Raw genomic sequence first — 18,582 nt, 5'->3', positions numbered from 1 at the left:
AAGCGCGCTTCACAGCTTGATCACATATTCCTTACGCGTCGTCTCGAGCACTTCCCAGGTGCCATTGAAACCCGGCCGCAGCACAAAACTGTCGCCGGCCTTGACCGTGCGCGCGTCGCCGCCGTCTTCGGCGATCACCGAGACGCCGGACAGGATGTGGCAGAACTCCCATTCGTCATAGACGATGCGCCACTTGCCCGGCGTCGCTTCCCAGATGCCGGCATAAAGGCTGCCGTCCCGCTCCTCGACATTCCAGGTGCGGAATTTCGGATCGCCGGAGATCAAGCGTTCCGGGGTCGGCGCGCCGGCCTCCGGCTCGACAGTTTCGGGATCAAGCGCGAGAAAGGCGGACATCGCGCTCAGACCTTGCTCAGCGCCTGTTCGAGGTCGGCGACGATGTCGTTGACGTCCTCGATGCCGATCGACAGGCGGACCGTGTCCGGGCCGGCACCGGCCTTTACCTTCTGCTCGTCGGACAGTTGCCGGTGCGTGGTCGAGGCCGGGTGAATGACCAGCGACTTGGTGTCGCCAACATTGGCGAGGTGCGAGAACAGTTCCAGCGCCTCGACGAACTTGACGCCGGCCTCGTAGCCGGCCTTGAGGCCAAAGGTGAAAACGGCGCCGGCACCCTGCGGCGAGTATTTCTTCTGCAGCGCATTGTTCTTGTCGCTCGGCAGTCCGGGATAGTTCACCCAGGCGACTTTCGGATGGTTGGAAAGCCAGGCGGCGACGCTCGCTGCGTTGTCGCAATGACGCTGCATCCTGAGCGGCAAGGTTTCCAGGCCGGTCAGGATCAGGAAGGCGTTGAAGGGCGAGATCGCCGGGCCGAGGTCGCGCAGGCCGAGCACGCGCGCGGCAATGGCAAAGGCGAAGTTGCCGAAAGTCTCGTGCAGGACGAGGCCGCCATATTCAGGGCGAGGCTCCGACAGCATCGGGTATTTGCCCGACTTCGACCAATCGAAGGTGCCGCCGTCGACGATGGCGCCGCCGATCGAATTGCCGTGGCCGCCGATGAACTTGGTGAGCGAATGCACCACGATATCGGCGCCATGCTCGATCGGCCGCACGAGATAGGGCGAGGCCAGCGTGTTGTCGACGATCAGCGGCAGGCCGTGCCTGCGAGCGATGTCGCCGATCTTCTCGATGTCGACGAAGATGCCGCCCGGATTGGCGAGACTTTCGATGAAGATCGCCCTGGTGTTGTCGTCGATTTGGCTCTCAAAGGTCGATGGATCGTTGGTATCGGCCCAGCGGACCTCCCAGCCATAATTCTTGAAGGCGTGGCCGAATTGGTTGATGGAGCCGCCATAAAGCTTTGTGGCAGATACGAAATTGTCACCCGGCCGCATCAGATTGTGGAAGACGATGACCTGGGCGGCGTGGCCGGAGGCGACGGCCAGCGCGGCAGTGCCACCTTCGAGCGCGGCGAGACGCTCCTCGAGAACCGCCTGCGTGGGGTTCATGATGCGGGTATAGATGTTGCCGAAGGCCTTCAGCCCGAACAGCGAGGCGGCGTGGTCGGCGTCATCGAAGACGTAGGAGGTGGTCTGATAGATCGGCGTGGCGCGCGCGCCGGTCGCCGGGTCCGGCTTGGCGCCGGCATGGACGGCGAGCGTGTTGAAACCGGGCGTACGGGTCATCGAAGCCTCCCTCTCAAACTTGCGAAAATCGCCGGGCATTCTTGGCCAAGCGCGGTCGTGAATGCAAAGAACAAAATACCTTTCGGCGTGCGATCTGCGGCGAACGCCCGGGAAAATCCATTTCTTCCCGGAATAATTTTGCGCGCCTGGTTGTCCGTCTATTTCTGGCGCACGCCAAAACTCTGGAAACCCTTGCGCATCAATGGCTTCTTCGACGACAGCACGCCGGAGTTGACGCCGGTCCAGCCGATCTCGCCCGACAGCTTGCCATATTCGATCTTGGGACAGCGGTTCATGACCACCTTGATGCCGGCTGCCTCGGCGCGCGCGGCGGCCTGGTCATGGCGAACACCTAGCTGCATCCAAACGACCTTCGGCAGCGGATCGAGCTTCAGTACCTGCTCGACGATGCCAGGGACAGCGGCCGAGCCGCGAAAAATGTCGATCATGTCGACCGGGTGCGGCAGGTCGGCCAGGCTGGCATAGACCGTCTGTCCAAGGATCTGCTTGCCGGCATGACCGGGATTGATCGGCAACACCGAAAAACCCTTGGCCAGCAGATATTTCAGCACGAAATAGCTCGGCCGCACGTCGTTGGGCGAGGCGCCGACCATGGCAATGGTCTTCACCGAGTTCAGAATGCCGGCAATGTAGCTGTTGTCGTAGGCGTCGTGATTCATGGCTCGTCCTCATACAGCGCATCGGCGAGAAAGGCAGCCGGATCGCTGCAGAAGTCACGCATCATGCGAAAATGATCGGTGTCCTGAAAATCAATCAGATCGAGGCCGATGCGGCTGATGCGGAAGAGCCGCGCGTTCGGGCAGGCCATCAGCAACGGAGAGTGCGTCGCCATGATCACCTGCGCGGTGCCGGACCGCTCCATGCGCTGAAGCAGCTTCAGCAACTCGATCTGGCGCGTCGGCGAGAGCGCGCTTTCGGGCTCGTCGAGGATGTAGATGCCCTGTCGTCGGCAGCGTTCCTCGAAGAAGCGGATGAACCCTTCGCCATGCGACCATGACAGGAAATCCGGCGGCGCTCCGCCAGACTCCAGCGCCGCCTGGTCAAGATAACGAGCCACGGAGTAAAAGGACTCCGCCCGGAAGAACCAGCCCGCGGTGACCTTCGGCAGCCAATGGCAGCGCAGCGCAGCGGCAAGTGCCCCGCCACTCTTGTCGATGGCGCCTGAGTGGTCGACGGGCATATAGCCTTTGCCGCCGCCGGCCTCGTCATAGCCGGCCAGCGCGCCGATGGCTTCGAGCAGCGTCGATTTGCCGGTGCCGTTCTCGCCAACGATGATGGTGATGGCCGACGTGAATTCGAATTCGAACTCGCGATCCCGGAAGATCGGCAGGCTCCATGGATATCCGTCCCAATCCGCGACGCGCGAAGGCTCAAGCAGAATGCGCTTGAGATAGGGCGCTTTCAGCCGCGTCAGTTGCTTGCGGGCAGCCACGTCGGACCTTCAATCATAAAAAAGCGCGCTGCATTCTCGGGTCAATTATTCGTCGGCCCATTCCGGCTTGCGCTTGCCGATGAAGGCGCCGATGCCCTCCTCGGCGTCGCGCGCCAGCATGTTTTCCACCATCACACGGCCGGTATAGGCGTAGGCGTCGGCCAGCCCCATTTCGGCCTGGGCGTAGAACGCCTCCTTGCCGGTCTTGACCACCAATGACGATTTTGAAGCAATGGTTTGCGCGTATTTGTTGACAACCTGATTCAGATATTCGCGCGGCACGATCCGGTTGACGAGACCGAACTCCTTGGCCGTCGCCGCATCGATCGTCTCGCCGGTGAGAAGCATTTCCATCGCCTGCTTGCGCGAGACGTTGCGCGACAGCGCAACCATCGGCGTCGAGCAGAACAGGCCGATATTGACGCCGGGCGTGCAGAAGGTCGCTTCGTGCGAGGCGATGGCGAGGTCGCAGCTCGCGACAAGCTGCAGTCCGGCCGCGGTAGCCAGACCGTCGACCTCGGCGATCACCGGCCTCGGATGGCGCACGATGGTCTGCATCAGCTTTGCGCAGGCGACAAAGGTCTTTTCGAAGAAGGCGCGGCCGCGATCCGGTTCGGCGCGGCGCGCCGTCATTTCCTTGAGGTCGTGGCCCGCGCAAAACACTTTGCCTGACGCTGCCAGGATGATGACGCGTACGGATTTGTCGTCCTTCACGCGGTCGAACTCGGCCTGCAGCGCCGCCATCGTCGCCAGCGACAGCGCGTTGGCCGGCGGGCTTGCAAGAGTGAGGCGCAGCTCGCCCTTATCTTGGCTGACAAGAACCGGGCCGTCGGCGACGGCGGGCTTGATGGCAACGACTTCGGCCATTTTTGAACCTCTCGATCAGCGGTCCCGGGTTATGGAGCAACAGAACTAACATGCTGCCGATTGAAGAACAGCCGCGAGACGTGTTTTCTCCGTGGCACCGTTTGGTCCAGGCGCGCCGCCTGGAAGTTCCCGTATATAGGAATCGCGCATGCCCGCTCAAAGCAATCTCAAGCCGGTGCTGACCGCGGCCGAAGTCAACGCGGTGATGGCAAACGTCTATCCGCAGCTCAACGACCAGTTCTCCTTCTATGAGGCGCTGGAAGTGTTTCCGGGCGGCTGCACGGTGCGGCTCAATGCCGACCAGCGCCATCTGCGCCCCGGCGGCACCGTCTCGGGTCCGGCGCTGTTCACGCTTGCCGACATTGGCGGCTATGTGTGCGTGCTCAGCCATGCCGGGCCGGATGCGCTTTCGGTGACGACCAATCTCAACATCAACTTCATGCGCAAGGCAGAGGCCGGACCGATCGACGGCCATTGCCGTATCCTCAAGCTCGGAAAGAGCCTGATGGTCTTCGACATCGACATCGTCGCCGGGGCCGACCGGCACACGGTGGCCCACGCCACCGGGACCTATTCGATCCCGCCGAAGCGAATGGATGAGGTAAAATAATACCGTTTCGCCAATTGATTGTTTTTGCTTTATTTTCAGCGCCAGTAGAGTTTCCGCTTGGCTTGACGCATCCGGCGCCCTCGCCTATAAGCCGTCACGAAACAGCGGCCGCAAGGGCCGCCGTTTTGTTATTGCCGGACGGCTTGGCCTCTCCGTCAATTCAAGCAACAAAAAACGCCTGTTCCTGCCGTTCGCGGACAGGACGGTCAACCTGAGAGCAAAACATGGCTACCTTTTCGCAGAAGCCTGCGGATGTGGTGAAGAAGTGGGTGCTGATCGACGCCGAGGGTCTCGTCGTCGGCCGCCTTGCAACTGTCATCGCCAACCATCTGCGCGGCAAGCACAAGCCCACTTTCACCCCGCATGTCGATGATGGCGACAATGTCATCGTCATCAATGCCGACAAGGTGGTGTTCACCGGCAAGAAGTACACCGACAAGATCTATTACTGGCACACCGGCCATCCCGGCGGCGTCAAGGAGCGCACCGCGCGCCAGCTGCTCGAGGGCCGCTTCCCCGAGCGCGTCGTCGAGAAGGCTGTGGAGCGCATGATCCCGCGCGGCCCGCTTGGCCGCCGCCAGATGAAGAATCTCCGCGTCTATGCAGGCACTGAGCATCCGCACGCGGCCCAGCAGCCCGTCACGCTCGACGTGGCCAAGCTGAACTCCAAGAACAAGAGGGCCTCGTAATGGCTGAGCTTTCCTCGCTCGCAGAACTCGGGACTGTCACGACCGCCGCGCAGCCGGCCGCGCCTGTCCACGTCCAGAAGCTCGACAAGTCGGGCCGCGCCTATGCCACTGGCAAGCGCAAGAACGCGATCGCGCGCGTCTGGGTGAAGCCGGGCTCCGGCAAGATCATCGTCAACGACAAGGAATTCGCGACCTATTTCGCGCGTCCCGTGCTGCAGATGATCCTCAACCAGCCGATCGTCGCCGCCAACCGCGCCGGCCAGTACGACATCGTCGTCACCGTCATCGGCGGCGGTCTCTCCGGCCAGGCGGGCGCCGTGCGTCACGGCATCTCCAAGGCGCTGACCTATTACGAGCCGGGCCTGCGTTCGGTGCTCAAGAAGGGCGGCTTTCTCACCCGCGACAGCCGCGTGGTCGAGCGCAAGAAATACGGCAAGGCCAAGGCGCGCCGCAGCTTCCAGTTCTCGAAGCGCTAAGCGCTACGGGTCCCCAGCTTTCGAAAAGGCCGCCTCCGGGCGGCTTTTTTGTTTCCGTCACCAGTGCCCGGCCGGCGTTTTTATGTAGTCGATGAACGCGCGCAGCGGGGCCGGCACCAAGCGCCGGCCAGGGTAATAAAGAAACGGCCCCGAGAAGCTTTGCCACCAGGGCTGGAGCACAGGTTCCAGAACGCCGCTGTCGAAATACGGGCGCACCCAGTCCTCGAAGAGCCAAAGGATGCCGACGCCGGCGATCGCCGCATCGACAGCGAGATCGACGCCACCACCGATGCTGACGACCAATGGCCCCGTGGGATCGACCCGCACCACCTCGCCGTCCCGCTCGAACTCCCAGGGCGTCATGACCCCGCTCGGGAAGCGGCCGCGCACGCAGGCATGGCCAAGCAGGTCGCGCGGGTGCTGCGGCCGACCGTGCCGGTCAAGGTAGGACGGCGCGGCGGAGGTCGTGAAGCGCTGCGCGCGCGGTCCGATCGGCACCGCGATCATGTCCTGCTCCAGCCGCTCGTCATAGCGGATTCCGGCGTCGCAGCCGGCCACCAGCACATCGACAAAGTTCTCCTCGGCGATCACCTCCAGGCGAATGGCGGGATAGGCCGCGAGAAATCGCGGAACGATCTTGGGCAGCACCAGCCGCGAGGCGCTTATCGGCACGTTGAGACGCAAGGTTCCGGCGGGCCGGTCGCGAAAGCCGTTCACCACATCGAGCGCAGCTTCTACCTCGCCCAATGCGGGGCCGAGCCGCGCCAGCAGGCTGGCACCAGCTTCGGTCAAAGCAACGCTGCGCGTGGTGCGGTTGAAGAGCCTAACACCGAGTTGGGTTTCCAGACGGCGGATGGCTTCGCTGAGCGCTGACGCGCTGCCGGCCGTGGCGCGAGCTGCTTCGCGAAAGCCGCCGGCGCGGGCCACGGCCATGAATGCCTGGAGATCGTTGAGTTCGGCCGCCATTGTCCTAAATTTCGTACAAGCTGTGCCGAATATAGCTGATTATCGGGACAGCGGCTATGTCTTATCTCCCTCGCCGACAATGAAGGAGAACCCGATGTCCAGCGTAAACAAATCCGGCACCTATAAACTCGGCGACCGCTCGGTCCGCCGCCTCGGCTACGGCGCCATGCAGCTCGCAGGCAAAGGAGTGTTCGGTCCGCCAAAGAACCATGACGCGGCCATCGCCGTGCTGCGCGAAGCGATAGCGCAAGGCGTGAACCATATCGACACCAGCGATTATTATGGTCCGCACGTCACCAACAAGCTGATCCGCGAGGCGCTATCGCCCTACCCCGACGACCTCACCATCGTCACAAAGATCGGCGCCCGTCGTGGCGAAGACGCCTCCTGGCTGCCGGCCTTCACAGCCGATGAACTCGAACAGGCCGTACACGACAATCTTCGCAATCTTGGCCTCGAGGTGATGGACGTCGTCAATCTGCGCATCATGTTCGGGATGCATGGTCCAGCGGAGGGCTCCATCGAGGCGCAGGTCACCAAGCTCGCCGAGCTTCAGCGCAAGGGCCTGGTGCGCAATATCGGCTTGAGCAACGTCACCCGAGCGCAAATCCAGGAAGGCCGCAAGATTTGCGACATCGTCTGCGTGCAGAACCAGTACAATCTGGCGCATCGCGAGGACGACGCGCTGATCGATGAACTGGCGCGCCACGGCATCGCCTATGTGCCGTTTTTTCCGCTTGGCGGCTTCAGCCCGTTGCAATCGTCGACGCTGTCCGGCGTGGCCGAGCGGCTCGGCGCGAAGCCGATGCAGGTTGCGCTGGCATGGTTGTTGCGACGCTCACCGAACATCCTGCTGATCCCCGGCACCTCATCGGTCGGGCATCTGCGGGAGAATCTTGCGGCTGCGGAGCTGGAATTGTCGGACGAAGTGCTGGCCGAGTTGGAGGGCGTGGCGAAAGCCGCCTAGGTCAAGCGCCGTCATCCCACCCGCGCCAGCGGCGCCACTTCCCCATCAAGAGGAGGTACCGCGCCTATCTTTCGGCGTCCCATTTGCAGCGTCCCGCAGCCGTTGTAGCACTCGACCGCCGGCGAGCTTGGCGCAACTTCGACCTCCCCGCGATGGCCCCTCGATGGGCAGGTCGGCGCGAAGCTCCCGGTGGGGAGCACCGACGCCAGCTAATTGATGCTCGCCGTGCGCGCCGGCTCAGCCGGGCGCGCCTCGTCCATATAAGGCACGCGATAGCCATTGGCAGCCAGCCATTCGATCGCCGCTTTTGGCTCGTCGGTCTGGATGATGGTGGCGCCGCGATCGACCCAAAAACCCCAAGCCTCGCGCGGCAGGCCGGCAGCGACCGCCAGCTCGTCGCCACGGCCGCCGGCAAGGAAGCCGCCCGGCTTGTTGACGATGGCATAAGTATCGGCCCAGAGGTGCCAGTCACCGCGGACGGCTGTAGCCCGCATGCGCGTGCTGAACAGCGGGCCGCCGTTTGCGGTCAACGTCTCGGCGCCGTTGCGCCAGTTGATCAGCTCGATAGCGCGTGGCGCGAACGCCTTGTCGACCTCGCCGGCAAAGGCAGCATCGTGCACGGCGTCATCGGCAAGGATCGGCATGAACTGGAAGCCGCCGCCCGCCTGGGCGAGCGCGGCCTTCGCGGCTTCAATGCGCGCCTGGTTCCACAGGTTCTCCTTGACGATCACCTGATCGGCCATGCCGAGATCGCGGGCGACCGCGATCATGCCTGGCAGGTCCGTCACCTCCAGCTTGTTGTCGAGATTGATGAGGATCCTGTCCTTGGTCGTCAGCAGCATCTCGCGCAGCGTCAACACCGGCTCGCTGGTGACGGCGCCGGTGCCCTCGATCACCAGCCGGCACTTCTTCAGCTCCGCCAGCGTATATTCCACCACCTCGCCCTTGCAGTTCGTGGTGCGGTCGAGCCAGCTGTCATGCATGATGACGAACGCGCCGTCCTTCGAGCGCCTCACATCGACCTCGACGATCTCGGCGCCGATCGCGATCGAGCCCTCGACCGCGGCAAGCGAATTCTCGGCATAAAGCGTCTTGCCGGCCTGCATGCTGCCGGCCCGATGCGCCGCGATCATCACATGATCGCGCCACTGGTTGGCGTGTTCGAAGCGGTCGAGGATTTGGGCGGCGCGCGTCTCACCGGCTAAGGTTTGACTCGAGGCAGTCGCAAGCGCGGCGGACAGAAGAAGGTTCAGCCAGAGTGTTCGCATCGGGGAATCGCTCCGTTCCGGGTCGGGACCCGGTTAGGCGATGCCCATGACAGGGAGGTGAACGAAGCCGGCTAGCTGTTTGCTCAAATCCGTTTGGCGAGGCGTCATGGCGAGACAAATCCTGTGCTGCCGTGGCACTCCTCGAGCGCCGCTCGATATCGGCAAGCTGTGACTGGCAAGTTGCGTGCCGGTTCTGTAGTTGTGGCTCCCCGATGACAACCGAGGACCCGTAATGGCGAACCAAGAGATCGACCACGCCTTCACCGCCCGTTCCAAAACGGGGGCGTCGCTCGAGCCGACCTATGCCGGCGCGCTGTCGTTCATGCGGCGCAAATATACGAAGGATGCGAAGGGCGCGGATGCCGTCGTGTGGGGCATTCCCTTCGACGCCGCGGTCACCAATCGTCCCGGCGCGCGCTTCGGGCCGCAGGCGATTCGCCGCGCCTCGGCGATCCTCGACAACGATCCGCAATATCCGTTCTCGCGCGACCTGTTTGAACAGCTCGCCGTGGTCGACTACGGCGATTGCCTGCTCGACAGCGGCAACCACCAGAAGACGCCCGGTACGATCGAGCGAGAGGCGGCCAAGATCCTGAGCTCAGGCGCATTTCTTTTGACGCTCGGCGGCGATCATTTCGTCACCTGGCCGCTGTTGAAGGCGCATGCAGCGATCCATGGGCCGCTGGCCCTGGTGCAGTTCGACGCGCATCAGGACACCTGGCCGGACGACGGCAGGCGAATCGATCACGGCTCCTTCGTCGCCCGCGCGGTCAAAGAAGGCGTCATCGATCCAGACCGCTCGATCCAGATCGGCATCCGCACCCATGCGCCGGACACGTTCGGGATCAAGATCATCTACGGCCATGAAGTCGAGGAGATGCGCGCCTCCGACATCGCCTACGCGATCGTGGAGCGCACAGGCGGCAGGAAGACCTATCTTACCTTCGACATCGATTGCCTTGACCCGGCGTTCGCGCCGGGTACCGGCACGCCCGTGGCCGGCGGCCCGTCTTCGGCCAAGATGCTTTCGACGCTGCGCCAACTCGGCCAGATCGATATCGTCGGTGCCGACGTCGTCGAGGTTGCGCCGGCCTATGATCATGCCGATATTACGGCGATCGCCGGATCGATCATCGCCATGCACTATCTCGGCCTGGTGGCCGAAAGGAAGGCGCGGCTCGACGACCTGAACAACGGCACTCATGCCGTGCTACATAACGCTCAAGGCATATAGCTCTGGAATCGCAGGGATTTTGGCAACCGATGAAACCGAAAATCTTCATTGACGGCGAACATGGCACGACAGGCCTGCAGATCAGGGCGCTGCTGGCCGACCGCGGCGATCTGGAGATCATCTCCATTCCCGCCGACCGCCGCAAGGAAGCCGCCGCCAGGGCCGAATTCCTCAACGCCGCAGATGTCGCGATCCTCTGCCTGCCGGATGCCGCGGCCAAGGAAAGCGTATCGCTGATCGAGAACGATACGACCAAAGTCATCGACGCTTCGACCGCGCATCGTGTGGCCGAAGGCTGGGAATACGGCTTTGCCGAGATGGACAAGGATCAGGCCAACAAGATCGCCAGCGCAAAACGCATCGCCAATCCCGGCTGCTGGCCGCAGGGCCCTATCGCGACGCTGCGTCCGCTGGTCTCGGCCGGCCTGCTGCCTGCCGATTTCCCCGTCACCGTCAACGGCATCTCCGGCTATTCCGGCGGCGGCCGGCCGATGATCGAGGACTATGTCGGCAAGGGCGAGGACGCGCCTGAATTCCTACCCTATGGGCTCACGTTGCAGCACAAGCATGTGCCGGAGCTAAGGACCTACGCGAAGCTGTCGCACGATCCGATCATGCAGCCCGCCGTCGGCAATTTCGCGCAAGGCATGATCACGGTGGTGCCGCTGCAGTTGGGCGGCCTCGACCGTGTACCGAGCGGCGCCGAGCTTCATGCGGCGATCGCCGATCACTATGCGTCGGTCGGCGGCGGCGTGGTCGAGGTTGCGCCCTATACGCATATGGAGCGCATGCCGGAGATCGATCCGGAGGCCTATAACGGCACCAACCGGATGAAGGTCTATGTGTTTGCCAATGACGAGCGGGCGCAGGCGCTGCTCTTGGCCGTCTACGACAATCTCGGCAAGGGTGCTTCCGGCGCTGCCGTGCAGAATCTCGACCTGATGCTCGGCATCAAGCATTGAGCGACGATGCGCAAGGCGCGCCTCAGCCTCCGACAGCGATCTCGGTCGGCAGCGAATAGGCACCCTTGGTGCCGCGCCAGTGCGCGGCGGCGAAGCCGAGCACGATCAGCGCGACGCCTTGATGGGTGAGCGCCATATGCAGCGGCACCTGCATCAAAAGCGTGCCGATGCCGATCGAGGCCTGCGCCAGCACCAGCAGGAACAGCAGCGTGGCGCGGCGGGCATGCGTGGTGCCGGGCTGACGCCGCCAGGTGGCGATCATGTGCCAGAGCGCCACCGCAAAGAGCGTGTAAGCGCCGAGCCGGTGCACGAACTGCACCGTCTTCGGGTTCTCGAAGAAATTCAGCCATGCGGGTTTCAAGAGCAGGAGATCGGCCGGGATCACCTTGCCGTCCATCAGCGGCCAGGTGTTGTAGGAGAGGCCGGCGTGGAGGCCGGCAACCAGGCCGCCGAGATAGATCTGGATCAGTGCCAAGAGCACGATCGCGCCGGCAAGCCGCTGGGTCGAGCGGTCGGCGGCGCGCTCGGAGTGCGGCGCCAATCCTCGCGCGACAACCATGGTGGCGGTGAAGATTAGCGCCGCGAGCGTCAGATGCGTCGCCAGCCGGTACTGGCTGACCGAGACACGGTCGACTAGACCCGAGGCCACCATCCACCAGCCGATGGCCCCCTGCAGGCCGCCGAGCAGAAGTATACCTAGAAGCTTCGGCCCGAGGCCGCGTTCGATGCGGCGCGTCGCCCAGAAGAACAGCAGCGGCAATGCGAAAACCGCGCCGGCGCTGCGGGCGAGGATGCGGTGCACCCATTCCCACCAGAAGAGCGACTTGAAAGCTTCTAAGCTCATGCCCTTGTTGAGCTCTGTATATTGGGGGATCTGCTGGTAGCGCTGGAACTCTTCCTGCCATTCGGCATCGTTGAGCGGCGGGATCACGCCGTGGATCGGCTGCCATTCGGTGATCGACAGGCCGGAACCGGTGAGCCTTGTGGCGCCGCCGACCAGCACCAGCGCGGCCAGCACGACCAGCACGAAATAGAGCCAGCCGCGCACCAGCGCGCGGTTGTGCAGATCGCGGTCGCGGGCGGCGTATGGGGCCGTGGTGGTTATAGCGGCCATGGGAGTTTCCCGGCAGTTGAAATCGCGGGATTGGTGGACCATGGCCGCCCGGCTGGCAAGACCGGACAGCGCGGCACGCCGTCGCGCCGGCCCGCGGCGGTTGCGCCCGCTCCCCAATCGGCCTAAGCGAGGCGGGTCAACGGGACCGCGACATGCCCATTCGCCTGAAAAAGCTGATCGGAACCATTCTGCTGGTGGCGCTCGTCGTCATCTACGCGCTGATCGCCTCGGCCATCGCGGTCACAAGGCTCGCCGAATACGGCTCCTTGGCGCATTTCCTGTTCTTCCTGCTCAGCGGCCTGCTCTGGGTGCTGCCGGCGATGGGCATCATCAAATGGCTGATCATGGAGCCGCCTCAGAAGGGCTGAGCGCGGCCGCGCCAACGCTAACGTGATTCATACGTGATTGCGCATTGGGACTAACTTGCCTGGCTTGACCGCATGGCAGGGAGGGCTTGCGCCATGCCAAAAGCCTCGTTCGCGGGATTGATCCTGATCATCGCCTGCATGGCGGCCTCGATGGCAGCCGCCGAAACCATCAACGTGTCGGACGATCATGGCGGCAGCGTCGCCGCGTACAGCCAGCGCTGGAAGGGGCTCGCCGCGCGCGGCGTCAATGTCCGCATCGTCGGCAAATGCCAGTCGGCCTGCACGGTGCTGCTCGGCTATATTCCCGGCAGCCGCATCTGCGTGATGCCTGGGGCAAGCTTCGGCTTCCATCTGGCGCACCGCACCGACATGACCGCCGTCTTGTGGAATGCCTACTGCCGACATCAGAGGCTGGATCAACGCGCATGGCGGGCTTGCGTCACAGCTCAAATGGATGAACGCGCCGGACACCTACCGCTATTTCCACAGATGCTGACGCCCCTTCGGGCTAAATGGTGACGACCATCTTGCCGGCGTTGGCAAGCGGCGTGGTCACACCCGACAGCATCGTGCGGATGTGGGCGACGCTCTGGTAGCGGCCGTTGACGGAAATGCGCGGCAGCGCATGCAGGAAGCCGGCATGCTCGGCTCTCAGGACGGCATGCCGGGTTGTCACCGCCGAGACATAGCCGGCATCACGAGCGAAGCCGACCTCGCGGCAGCCAACCGCGCTGGGATAACCGTAGGGGTAAGCGAAGTGGCGCGGCTCTGCGCCCAGCCGTTCCATGAGAATACGGCGGACGTCGCCGATCTCGTGACGCGCTTCCGCCTCGGACAACCGCTTGAGGTTGCGGTGGTTGATGGTGTGCGCGCCGATCGTCACCAGCGGATGGGCGGCCACCCTGCGAATCTCATCCCAGCTCATCAGGGTGCCGGGGCGGCCGGTGCCGAGCTCGATGCCGTTGGAGCGCGCCAGTTCACGCAGCGCGGCGCCCTGTTCTTCCTCGGGGACCTCTAGGGTCAACCATGCGTTCAGCCTTGCAATGGTCTGGATCTTTCGGCCGGGTGTCGAGCAATCGACGACCGTCGATCCTCTCGCAGTCTTCAGCGTCAGGTGCGAGCCGGTGTCGACGATATCCTCGATGACTTCCCACCACAGGTCGACGGCACCGTCGATCAGGCCGGGCGCGACATAGATGGTGATCGGCGCACCGTGCTTCTCCAATACCGGCAGCGCCTCCGTCATGTTATCGCGATAGGCATCGTCGGCGGTGATGGTGGCGAACTGGCCGTGTTTGCCGCCCGCCCCGATGCGTTCGATCGCTTCATCAAGGGCAACAAAGGCATAGCCCCTTTCCTTCATGTCGGCGATCACCTTGTCGAGGAAGGCAGGGGCGATGTTCAGATGTCGATTGACGCTGTTCGGCTTCTCGGGCGCCGCGGTCACGCGATGCAACATCAAGATGGCACCGATGCCGCCGACAAACGGCCTCGCCAGCGGAGCGAGACCGGTGTAGCGGGCAACGTTCAACGCCAGCTTCCGGATTGCCTCGGCCCCGTCGATCATTCCTTCACCTTTTGCGCCTAGGCTCATCCAAGGACCTACGCGAACCCCAGGTTGCAACCAATACGTCTTAAGGATTGAGGGATGGTTGACGCCGCCGCGTCATTTGACGGCAATCGCGTCGCTGCCAACGAAGCGCCGGCGCGTGCGCCTGCCTCGAGCCGAGGCAGACTGACGGCGGCGGTGACCGATGGCACGGGTCTTGCGGGCTATGCAGAATTCTGCGCTTCGGCGCTGTTTGCTCCGGCGCAGAGCGCGTCCTGGGCGAGCAACTGGGCGGCCAAGACCAAAGCCGATATGGCGGTCGCCACGCTAAGCATCGAGGGTCGACCGGCTCTTTCGCTGGCGCTGGAAGTGGTCCGAAACGGCCCGTTCCGCGTCGCTCGTCTCGCCGGCGGACGTCATGCCAACGGCAATTTCCCCGCAACCGACCCGCGGCTTTTGCCTGCTGTAAACGGTCCTGCGATCCGCTCCCTGCTCTCGTCGATCGCCACGGCACGGCCCGACATCGACCTCGTTTCGCTGGAGCGGCTGCTGCCCGATCTCGACGGCACCGCCAACCCGCTCGCCGCGTTGCCCAATTTTGCGAGCCCTAACCTTGCGCTGGCCGTCGACCTCGATGGCGGCTTCGAGGCGCTGCTCAGCCGCGCGAGCGGCAAGCGGAAGCGCAAGAAGCACCGCTCGCAGACGCGCAAGTTCGAGGCCGTCGGCAGCTTCCGCCGTATCGAGGGGCGAAGCCGCAAGGAGGTCGACAGGTTGCTCGACGCTTTCTTCGACATGAAGCAGGCGCGCTTCGCCAAGATGGGCATCGCCAACGTGTTCGGCGATGAAGGCGTGCGCGCCTTCTTCCGGGCGCTGTTTGCCGATGCGCTTGCCGAGCAGGAGCCATCCTTCCTGCTGCACGGGCTGGAGGTAGCGGGAAAACTTCGCGCCGTTACCGGCTCCAGCCGCTCAGGCAAGCGCCTGATCTGCGAGTTCGGCGCGATCGCCGAGGATGATCTCGCCTTCACCAGCCCCGGCGACTTCCTGTTCTTCGACAACATCCAGGAAGCCTGCGAGCAAGGCTTCGACCTCTATGATTTCTCGGTCGGCGACGAGCCCTACAAGCGGCTCTGGTGCGACATCGAGGTCCAGCATTTCGAGGTGCTGATGCCGCTGACGCTGAAAGGTCGCGTGCTAGCCACGGGGCTGCGGCAAGGCGCGCGGGCGAAGGCCTTCATCAAGAACAATCCGACGGTGTGGACACTGACCAAAAGCTTGCGCCGGAAGGCTGCCGGACAGGCCGCCCCTATTGTTGCCGAGGACGACGCCTGACCGTCGACCGTCAGCCCGAGACTCAAATCCGACCACTTCGCGGGCGATATCTGCTCAGGCCGCCGACCGGCGTCCGGGCAACGGATCTCCCGGTTCATAGCCAACCGGCGTGACCAGCGTGACGTCCGGATAGCCGTTCTCGATCAGCTTGACCGCCGCCTGCGTGACCTCGTCATCGGCTTCGAGCATCGACAGGAAGACTTCCGTGCCATCGCCAACCAGGCGGCCGATGCCTTGTGCGTCGGCAGGGCCGCATTCGACGACGACGAGGTCGTAAGCCGTGGTCAGCGACTGCATGATGATCGGCAGCCGGTCGGCGGCGCGCATGGCGCGGATAGGATCGGCGGTACCGACCGGAATCACATGCGCGTCCGAATAGAGATCGGGATGGATGACGTCGCTGAACTGCGCCTCGGAGGCCAGCAGATTGGTGATGCCGGGAAGCAGTCCGCTGTCCAGCATCGGGCGCGAGGCGGCGCCCGAGGCGGTGAGATCGAGCAGGAGCACCCGCAGGCCCGCATCCGACACTTCGCGCGCCACCAGCACGGCGGTGGCGGCGGCCTCGTCACCTTCCGGGGAGACAAAGATGGCGCGCGCGGCACCCGAGGCAATCAGCTTTTCCGCCGCCTTCTCGACATCGATCTCGCCAAGTCTCGGCTGCCACGACCGGCGCGCTTCGGGCTGTGCCGGGTCTGGTGGATCTACCGGCTCGGCAGGCGTTGCCTCCATGACGGTGCCCTGCCCGATCCGCTCGTCAGCGACCGAATCGTCGCTAGCTTCATCCTCGGCATCGGCGAGCGCCGGTTCGGTGCGCGCCACCGGCATCGCCACCTGTTCGATCGGCTCGAATCGGGCTCCGGCGGCCGGACGCATGGCACGGCCGGAGAACAATTCCCTCAGAAGCGTGCTAATCGCCATCAGCAGCAGCGACGCGGCGGCGGCGGCACCAGTGATCGGGCCGATCTTCGGGAAATACGGTTCGGTCGGCACCTGTGCTTTCGAAAGCAGACGGGCGTCGACCGGCAGATAGTTGCGGTCCGCGCGCGAGGCCGCCTCGCGGTAGCTTGCCATATAGGATTCGAGCTGCTGGCGCTGGGCATTGGCGTCGCGCTGCAGCGCATCGAGCTCCACCTGCTGCTCGCCGGCGCGGGCCGAAGCGGCTTTCAGCGTGTTGACCTCCTGGACCAGCTGGTCCTCGCGAGCCTTGGCGGTCTGTGCCTGAGTCGCCAATCCCTTGAGGATCTTCTGCGCCTCGTTGCGGATCTGGCCGTTGAGATCGGCAAGCTGCGACTTCAGCGCCCGGATGCGAGGATGGTTGTCGAGCAGCGTCGTCGACAGATCGGCAATATTGGTCCTGAGCTCTACCTGCCGCTCGAGCAGGCGCTGGATCAGCTCGGAAGACAGAACTTCCGGCACGCTGTCGAGCGTGCCGCCATTCTGCAGCGCCTTGCGCACGCTGTCGGCGGTCGCCTCTGCGGCGGCGCGATTGGCGCGCACCCGGGAAAGCTCGCTCGACAGTTCCGAGAGCTGCTGCGTCGCGAGCACCGAATTGTTGCCGCCCATCAACAGGTCGGATTGCGCGCGATAGGCGGCAACCTTGGCTTCGGCATCCTTCACCCGGTTCTGCAGATCGGTGATTTCCGGGCCGAGGAAGCCTGTGGCGGCGGTGTTCGATTCCATCTTCGCACTGCCTTTTGAGGCAAGGTAGGCCTGCGCAATGGCGTCCGCGACCTGGGCGGCGAGCTTTGGATCGTTCGAGGAGAACTCAACGGCAATTACGCGGGATTTTTCAACGCCGTAGACGTTGAGCTTATCGTGCATTGCCTTGAGCACGCGCTCTTCCGGCGGGATGTCGAAGGGATCGCTCTTCAGGCCGACAAGCACAAGCGCGCGACTGAGCGCCGACATCTTCAACGCTTCGTCGAATTCCGGCAACTTTTCCAGGTTGAGGTCCGAGGCAACCTTCTTGAGGATATCGGGCGAGGACATGATCTGGACTTCGGTGGCTACAGCCTCCTCATCGGTCGCCGGCTTGTCGTCGCTGGTTGTGCCGGCCGGCCGAGTGAAGACCGATTCGCGCGACCCGATCTCCAGCTTGGCCACTGCCTTATATTGCGGCGTCGCCAGCCAGGCGAAGGCAAACGCCAGCCCGGTCACGACAAGCGTGACGAGAACAATGCGCAGCCAATTCCTCGCCAGGCTGGCGAAGAGCTGTCTCAGGTCGACATCGACATCTGCGGCCGCGGACTGAACGGACATGCATCCTGCTCCGAACTTTGAGTCGAGGATGGACCGTAAACAACTATGGTAACTCAGCCGTTAAGATCAGGATGCGTACTTATTAGAACCCACTCAAAGAACGTCCTGCGAAAGCAATAGAACAATTGGGTTTTTTGCCAGCAGCCGATGAGTCTAAGGCCCATCCTTTACCGACCATTAACCCTAACAGGATGATAACGGGCGCACTCCTGGGGTTGGCCGCCTCACCGGTGGCGAGAGCGACGAAGGTTCGTGTCCGATCATGAAAAGCACTGCTCATCTCTTTCGCGCCATGCTCGCCTTGTCGCTGCTTACCGGCTGTTCCAGCTACCGGCCGGCGCCCGCCGCCTTTCATGAAGTGCTCGACCAGCCATACAGACTCGGCGCCGGCGACCGCATCCGCGTCACGGTGTTCGAGCAGGACGGGCTGACCAACACGTACAGCGTCGACCAATCCGGCTACATCTCCTTCCCGCTCGTCGGCGCCGTGCCGGCGCGCGGCCACACCGCCCAGCAGCTCGAAAAGGAAATCGCCGATAAATTGCGCCAGGGATATCTGCGCGATCCCGACGTCTCGGTCGAGATCGACCGCTACCGGCCGATCTTCGTGATGGGGGAAGTCGGCGCCGCAGGGCAATATTCCTATGTGCCCGGATTGACGGTGCAGAAGGCGATCGCGATCGCCGGCGGCTTCACGCCGCGCGCCAACCAGGAAAGCGTCGACATCACCCGCGATATCAACGGCAAGGTGATGACCGGCAGGGTGCAGACATCCGATCCGCTCCTGCCCGGCGACACCGTCTACGTCCGCGAACGCCTGTTCTGAAAATC

20 protein-coding genes are annotated in these 18,582 nt (G+C 63.6%); 10 read left to right on the top strand and 10 right to left on the bottom strand.

What is annotated here, in order from left to right; all coding sequences use genetic code 11:
* Positions 1 to 9: 9 nt before the first annotated feature.
* From EOD29_RS13610 to EOD29_RS13590, 5 genes are all read right to left on the bottom strand, one after another.
* The gene (locus tag EOD29_RS13610) at positions 10 to 354 is read right to left on the bottom strand and encodes a cupin domain-containing protein (RefSeq protein ID WP_067330127.1); all 345 of its coding nucleotides are present in this window, start codon (positions 352 to 354) and stop codon (positions 10 to 12) included.
* A gap of 5 nt (positions 355 to 359) precedes the next feature.
* The gene (locus EOD29_RS13605) at positions 360 to 1,640 is read right to left on the bottom strand and encodes an O-acetylhomoserine aminocarboxypropyltransferase (protein WP_066989881.1); all 1,281 of its coding nucleotides are present in this window, start codon (positions 1,638 to 1,640) and stop codon (positions 360 to 362) included.
* A gap of 158 nt (positions 1,641 to 1,798) precedes the next feature.
* On the bottom strand, positions 1,799 to 2,320 hold the full coding sequence (locus EOD29_RS13600; RefSeq protein WP_095801296.1) for a CoA-binding protein: 522 nt from the start codon (positions 2,318 to 2,320) through the stop codon (positions 1,799 to 1,801).
* Complete coding sequence (locus tag EOD29_RS13595; RefSeq protein WP_127215762.1) at positions 2,317 to 3,093, bottom strand: AAA family ATPase; 777 nt, start codon at positions 3,091 to 3,093, stop codon at positions 2,317 to 2,319. Before EOD29_RS13595 ends, EOD29_RS13600 begins: the two co-directional genes overlap by 4 nt.
* A 45-nt stretch (positions 3,094 to 3,138) precedes the next feature.
* Entirely contained in the window at positions 3,139 to 3,960 is an 822-nt protein-coding gene (locus EOD29_RS13590; protein ID WP_127215763.1) for an enoyl-CoA hydratase, read from the bottom strand.
* 148 nt (positions 3,961 to 4,108) lie between these two features.
* Here EOD29_RS13590 and EOD29_RS13585 point away from each other — a divergent pair, with 148 nt between their 5' ends.
* The 3 genes from EOD29_RS13585 to rpsI all read left to right on the top strand — a co-directional run bounded on the left by EOD29_RS13585 (position 4,109) and on the right by rpsI (position 5,735).
* A complete protein-coding gene (locus EOD29_RS13585; RefSeq protein ID WP_127215764.1) occupies positions 4,109 to 4,570 on the top strand; it encodes a PaaI family thioesterase in 462 nt (153 codons plus the stop codon).
* A gap of 224 nt (positions 4,571 to 4,794) precedes the next feature.
* On the top strand, positions 4,795 to 5,259 hold the full coding sequence (gene rplM, locus EOD29_RS13580; protein ID WP_127215765.1) for a 50S ribosomal protein L13: 465 nt from the start codon (positions 4,795 to 4,797) through the stop codon (positions 5,257 to 5,259).
* Positions 5,259 to 5,735 carry a 30S ribosomal protein S9 gene (gene rpsI / locus EOD29_RS13575; RefSeq protein ID WP_127246950.1) on the top strand — a complete coding sequence of 159 codons (477 nt, stop codon included), beginning with the start codon at positions 5,259 to 5,261 and terminating at the stop codon, positions 5,733 to 5,735. Before rplM ends, rpsI begins: the two co-directional genes overlap by 1 nt.
* Before the next feature lie 57 nt (positions 5,736 to 5,792).
* Here the strand turns inward: rpsI and EOD29_RS13570 are convergent, their stop codons facing one another.
* Complete coding sequence (locus EOD29_RS13570; protein WP_127215766.1) at positions 5,793 to 6,701, bottom strand: LysR family transcriptional regulator; 909 nt, start codon at positions 6,699 to 6,701, stop codon at positions 5,793 to 5,795.
* Positions 6,702 to 6,795: 94 nt separating this feature from the next.
* Between EOD29_RS13570 and EOD29_RS13565 the strand changes: the two genes are divergently transcribed.
* Positions 6,796 to 7,668: an aldo/keto reductase family oxidoreductase gene (locus tag EOD29_RS13565; RefSeq protein WP_127246949.1), complete on the top strand. Its 873-nt coding sequence runs from the start codon at positions 6,796 to 6,798 to the stop codon at positions 7,666 to 7,668.
* 209 nt (positions 7,669 to 7,877) lie between these two features.
* On the opposite strand, the gene EOD29_RS13560 is transcribed toward EOD29_RS13565, so the two are convergent.
* The gene (locus EOD29_RS13560; RefSeq protein WP_127246948.1) at positions 7,878 to 8,936 is read right to left on the bottom strand and encodes a glycerophosphodiester phosphodiesterase family protein; all 1,059 of its coding nucleotides are present in this window, start codon (positions 8,934 to 8,936) and stop codon (positions 7,878 to 7,880) included.
* 232 nt (positions 8,937 to 9,168) lie between these two features.
* Here EOD29_RS13560 and speB point away from each other — a divergent pair, with 232 nt between their 5' ends.
* Both speB and argC read left to right on the top strand, forming a co-directional pair.
* Positions 9,169 to 10,170 (top strand): agmatinase, encoded by a 1,002-nt coding sequence (gene speB / locus EOD29_RS13555; RefSeq protein ID WP_067000830.1) that lies wholly within the window; start codon positions 9,169 to 9,171, stop codon positions 10,168 to 10,170.
* 29 nt (positions 10,171 to 10,199) lie between these two features.
* The gene (argC, locus tag EOD29_RS13550) at positions 10,200 to 11,132 is read left to right on the top strand and encodes an N-acetyl-gamma-glutamyl-phosphate reductase (protein ID WP_095824727.1); all 933 of its coding nucleotides are present in this window, start codon (positions 10,200 to 10,202) and stop codon (positions 11,130 to 11,132) included.
* 22 nt (positions 11,133 to 11,154) lie between these two features.
* Here argC and EOD29_RS13545 read toward each other — a convergent pair whose 3' ends face one another.
* Positions 11,155 to 12,246, bottom strand: coding sequence for a COX15/CtaA family protein (locus EOD29_RS13545; protein WP_095801288.1), 1,092 nt, complete (start codon positions 12,244 to 12,246; stop codon positions 11,155 to 11,157).
* 152 nt (positions 12,247 to 12,398) lie between these two features.
* Here EOD29_RS13545 and EOD29_RS13540 point away from each other — a divergent pair, with 152 nt between their 5' ends.
* The gene (locus EOD29_RS13540; RefSeq protein WP_095801287.1) at positions 12,399 to 12,614 is read left to right on the top strand and encodes a DUF2842 domain-containing protein; all 216 of its coding nucleotides are present in this window, start codon (positions 12,399 to 12,401) and stop codon (positions 12,612 to 12,614) included.
* Between the two features lie 117 nt (positions 12,615 to 12,731).
* Positions 12,732 to 13,133, top strand: coding sequence for a hypothetical protein (locus EOD29_RS13535; protein ID WP_245466653.1), 402 nt, complete (start codon positions 12,732 to 12,734; stop codon positions 13,131 to 13,133).
* On the opposite strand, the gene EOD29_RS13530 is transcribed toward EOD29_RS13535, so the two are convergent.
* Positions 13,123 to 14,181 carry a polysaccharide deacetylase family protein gene (locus tag EOD29_RS13530; protein WP_127246947.1) on the bottom strand — a complete coding sequence of 353 codons (1,059 nt, stop codon included), beginning with the start codon at positions 14,179 to 14,181 and terminating at the stop codon, positions 13,123 to 13,125. The genes EOD29_RS13535 and EOD29_RS13530 overlap by 11 nt on opposite strands.
* A gap of 81 nt (positions 14,182 to 14,262) precedes the next feature.
* Between EOD29_RS13530 and EOD29_RS13525 the strand changes: the two genes are divergently transcribed.
* Positions 14,263 to 15,492, top strand: coding sequence for a GNAT family N-acetyltransferase (locus EOD29_RS13525; RefSeq protein WP_127246946.1), 1,230 nt, complete (start codon positions 14,263 to 14,265; stop codon positions 15,490 to 15,492).
* Between the two features lie 54 nt (positions 15,493 to 15,546).
* On the opposite strand, the gene EOD29_RS13520 is transcribed toward EOD29_RS13525, so the two are convergent.
* The gene (locus EOD29_RS13520; RefSeq protein ID WP_127246945.1) at positions 15,547 to 17,751 is read right to left on the bottom strand and encodes an exopolysaccharide transport family protein; all 2,205 of its coding nucleotides are present in this window, start codon (positions 17,749 to 17,751) and stop codon (positions 15,547 to 15,549) included.
* Between the two features lie 262 nt (positions 17,752 to 18,013).
* Here EOD29_RS13520 and EOD29_RS13515 point away from each other — a divergent pair, with 262 nt between their 5' ends.
* Entirely contained in the window at positions 18,014 to 18,577 is a 564-nt protein-coding gene (locus tag EOD29_RS13515) for a polysaccharide biosynthesis/export family protein (protein ID WP_067000804.1), read from the top strand.
* The last annotated feature ends 5 nt before the right edge of the window (positions 18,578 to 18,582 follow it).

Origin of the sequence: Mesorhizobium sp. M1A.T.Ca.IN.004.03.1.1 (assembly GCF_003997555.1) — a bacterium.
Taxonomy (GTDB): Bacteria; Pseudomonadota; Alphaproteobacteria; order Rhizobiales; family Rhizobiaceae; genus Mesorhizobium.
Note: the sequence above shows the minus strand (reverse complement) of the source record. Positions and strands in the feature narration are given on the sequence as shown.

What these genes read in the sequence shown, in the direction of transcription:
- EOD29_RS13610 (WP_067330127.1), bottom strand. Translation starts at nt 354, where the DNA reads ATGTCCGCCTTTCTCGCGCTTGATCCCGAAACTGTCGAGCCGGAGGCC.
- EOD29_RS13605 (WP_066989881.1), bottom strand. Translation starts at nt 1,640, where the DNA reads ATGACCCGTACGCCCGGTTTCAACACGCTCGCCGTCCATGCCGGCGCC.
- EOD29_RS13600 (WP_095801296.1), bottom strand. Translation starts at nt 2,320, where the DNA reads ATGAATCACGACGCCTACGACAACAGCTACATTGCCGGCATTCTGAAC.
- EOD29_RS13590 (WP_127215763.1), bottom strand. Translation starts at nt 3,960, where the DNA reads ATGGCCGAAGTCGTTGCCATCAAGCCCGCCGTCGCCGACGGCCCGGTT.
- EOD29_RS13585 (WP_127215764.1), top strand. Translation starts at nt 4,109, where the DNA reads ATGCCCGCTCAAAGCAATCTCAAGCCGGTGCTGACCGCGGCCGAAGTC.
- rplM (WP_127215765.1), top strand. Translation starts at nt 4,795, where the DNA reads ATGGCTACCTTTTCGCAGAAGCCTGCGGATGTGGTGAAGAAGTGGGTG.
- rpsI (WP_127246950.1), top strand. Translation starts at nt 5,259, where the DNA reads ATGGCTGAGCTTTCCTCGCTCGCAGAACTCGGGACTGTCACGACCGCC.
- EOD29_RS13570 (WP_127215766.1), bottom strand. Translation starts at nt 6,701, where the DNA reads ATGGCGGCCGAACTCAACGATCTCCAGGCATTCATGGCCGTGGCCCGC.
- EOD29_RS13565 (WP_127246949.1), top strand. Translation starts at nt 6,796, where the DNA reads ATGTCCAGCGTAAACAAATCCGGCACCTATAAACTCGGCGACCGCTCG.
- EOD29_RS13560 (WP_127246948.1), bottom strand. Translation starts at nt 8,936, where the DNA reads ATGCGAACACTCTGGCTGAACCTTCTTCTGTCCGCCGCGCTTGCGACT.
- speB (WP_067000830.1), top strand. Translation starts at nt 9,169, where the DNA reads ATGGCGAACCAAGAGATCGACCACGCCTTCACCGCCCGTTCCAAAACG.
- argC (WP_095824727.1), top strand. Translation starts at nt 10,200, where the DNA reads ATGAAACCGAAAATCTTCATTGACGGCGAACATGGCACGACAGGCCTG.
- EOD29_RS13545 (WP_095801288.1), bottom strand. Translation starts at nt 12,246, where the DNA reads ATGGCCGCTATAACCACCACGGCCCCATACGCCGCCCGCGACCGCGAT.
- EOD29_RS13540 (WP_095801287.1), top strand. Translation starts at nt 12,399, where the DNA reads ATGCCCATTCGCCTGAAAAAGCTGATCGGAACCATTCTGCTGGTGGCG.
- EOD29_RS13530 (WP_127246947.1), bottom strand. Translation starts at nt 14,181, where the DNA reads ATGATCGACGGGGCCGAGGCAATCCGGAAGCTGGCGTTGAACGTTGCC.
- EOD29_RS13525 (WP_127246946.1), top strand. Translation starts at nt 14,263, where the DNA reads ATGGTTGACGCCGCCGCGTCATTTGACGGCAATCGCGTCGCTGCCAAC.
- EOD29_RS13520 (WP_127246945.1), bottom strand. Translation starts at nt 17,751, where the DNA reads ATGTCCGTTCAGTCCGCGGCCGCAGATGTCGATGTCGACCTGAGACAG.
- EOD29_RS13515 (WP_067000804.1), top strand. Translation starts at nt 18,014, where the DNA reads ATGAAAAGCACTGCTCATCTCTTTCGCGCCATGCTCGCCTTGTCGCTG.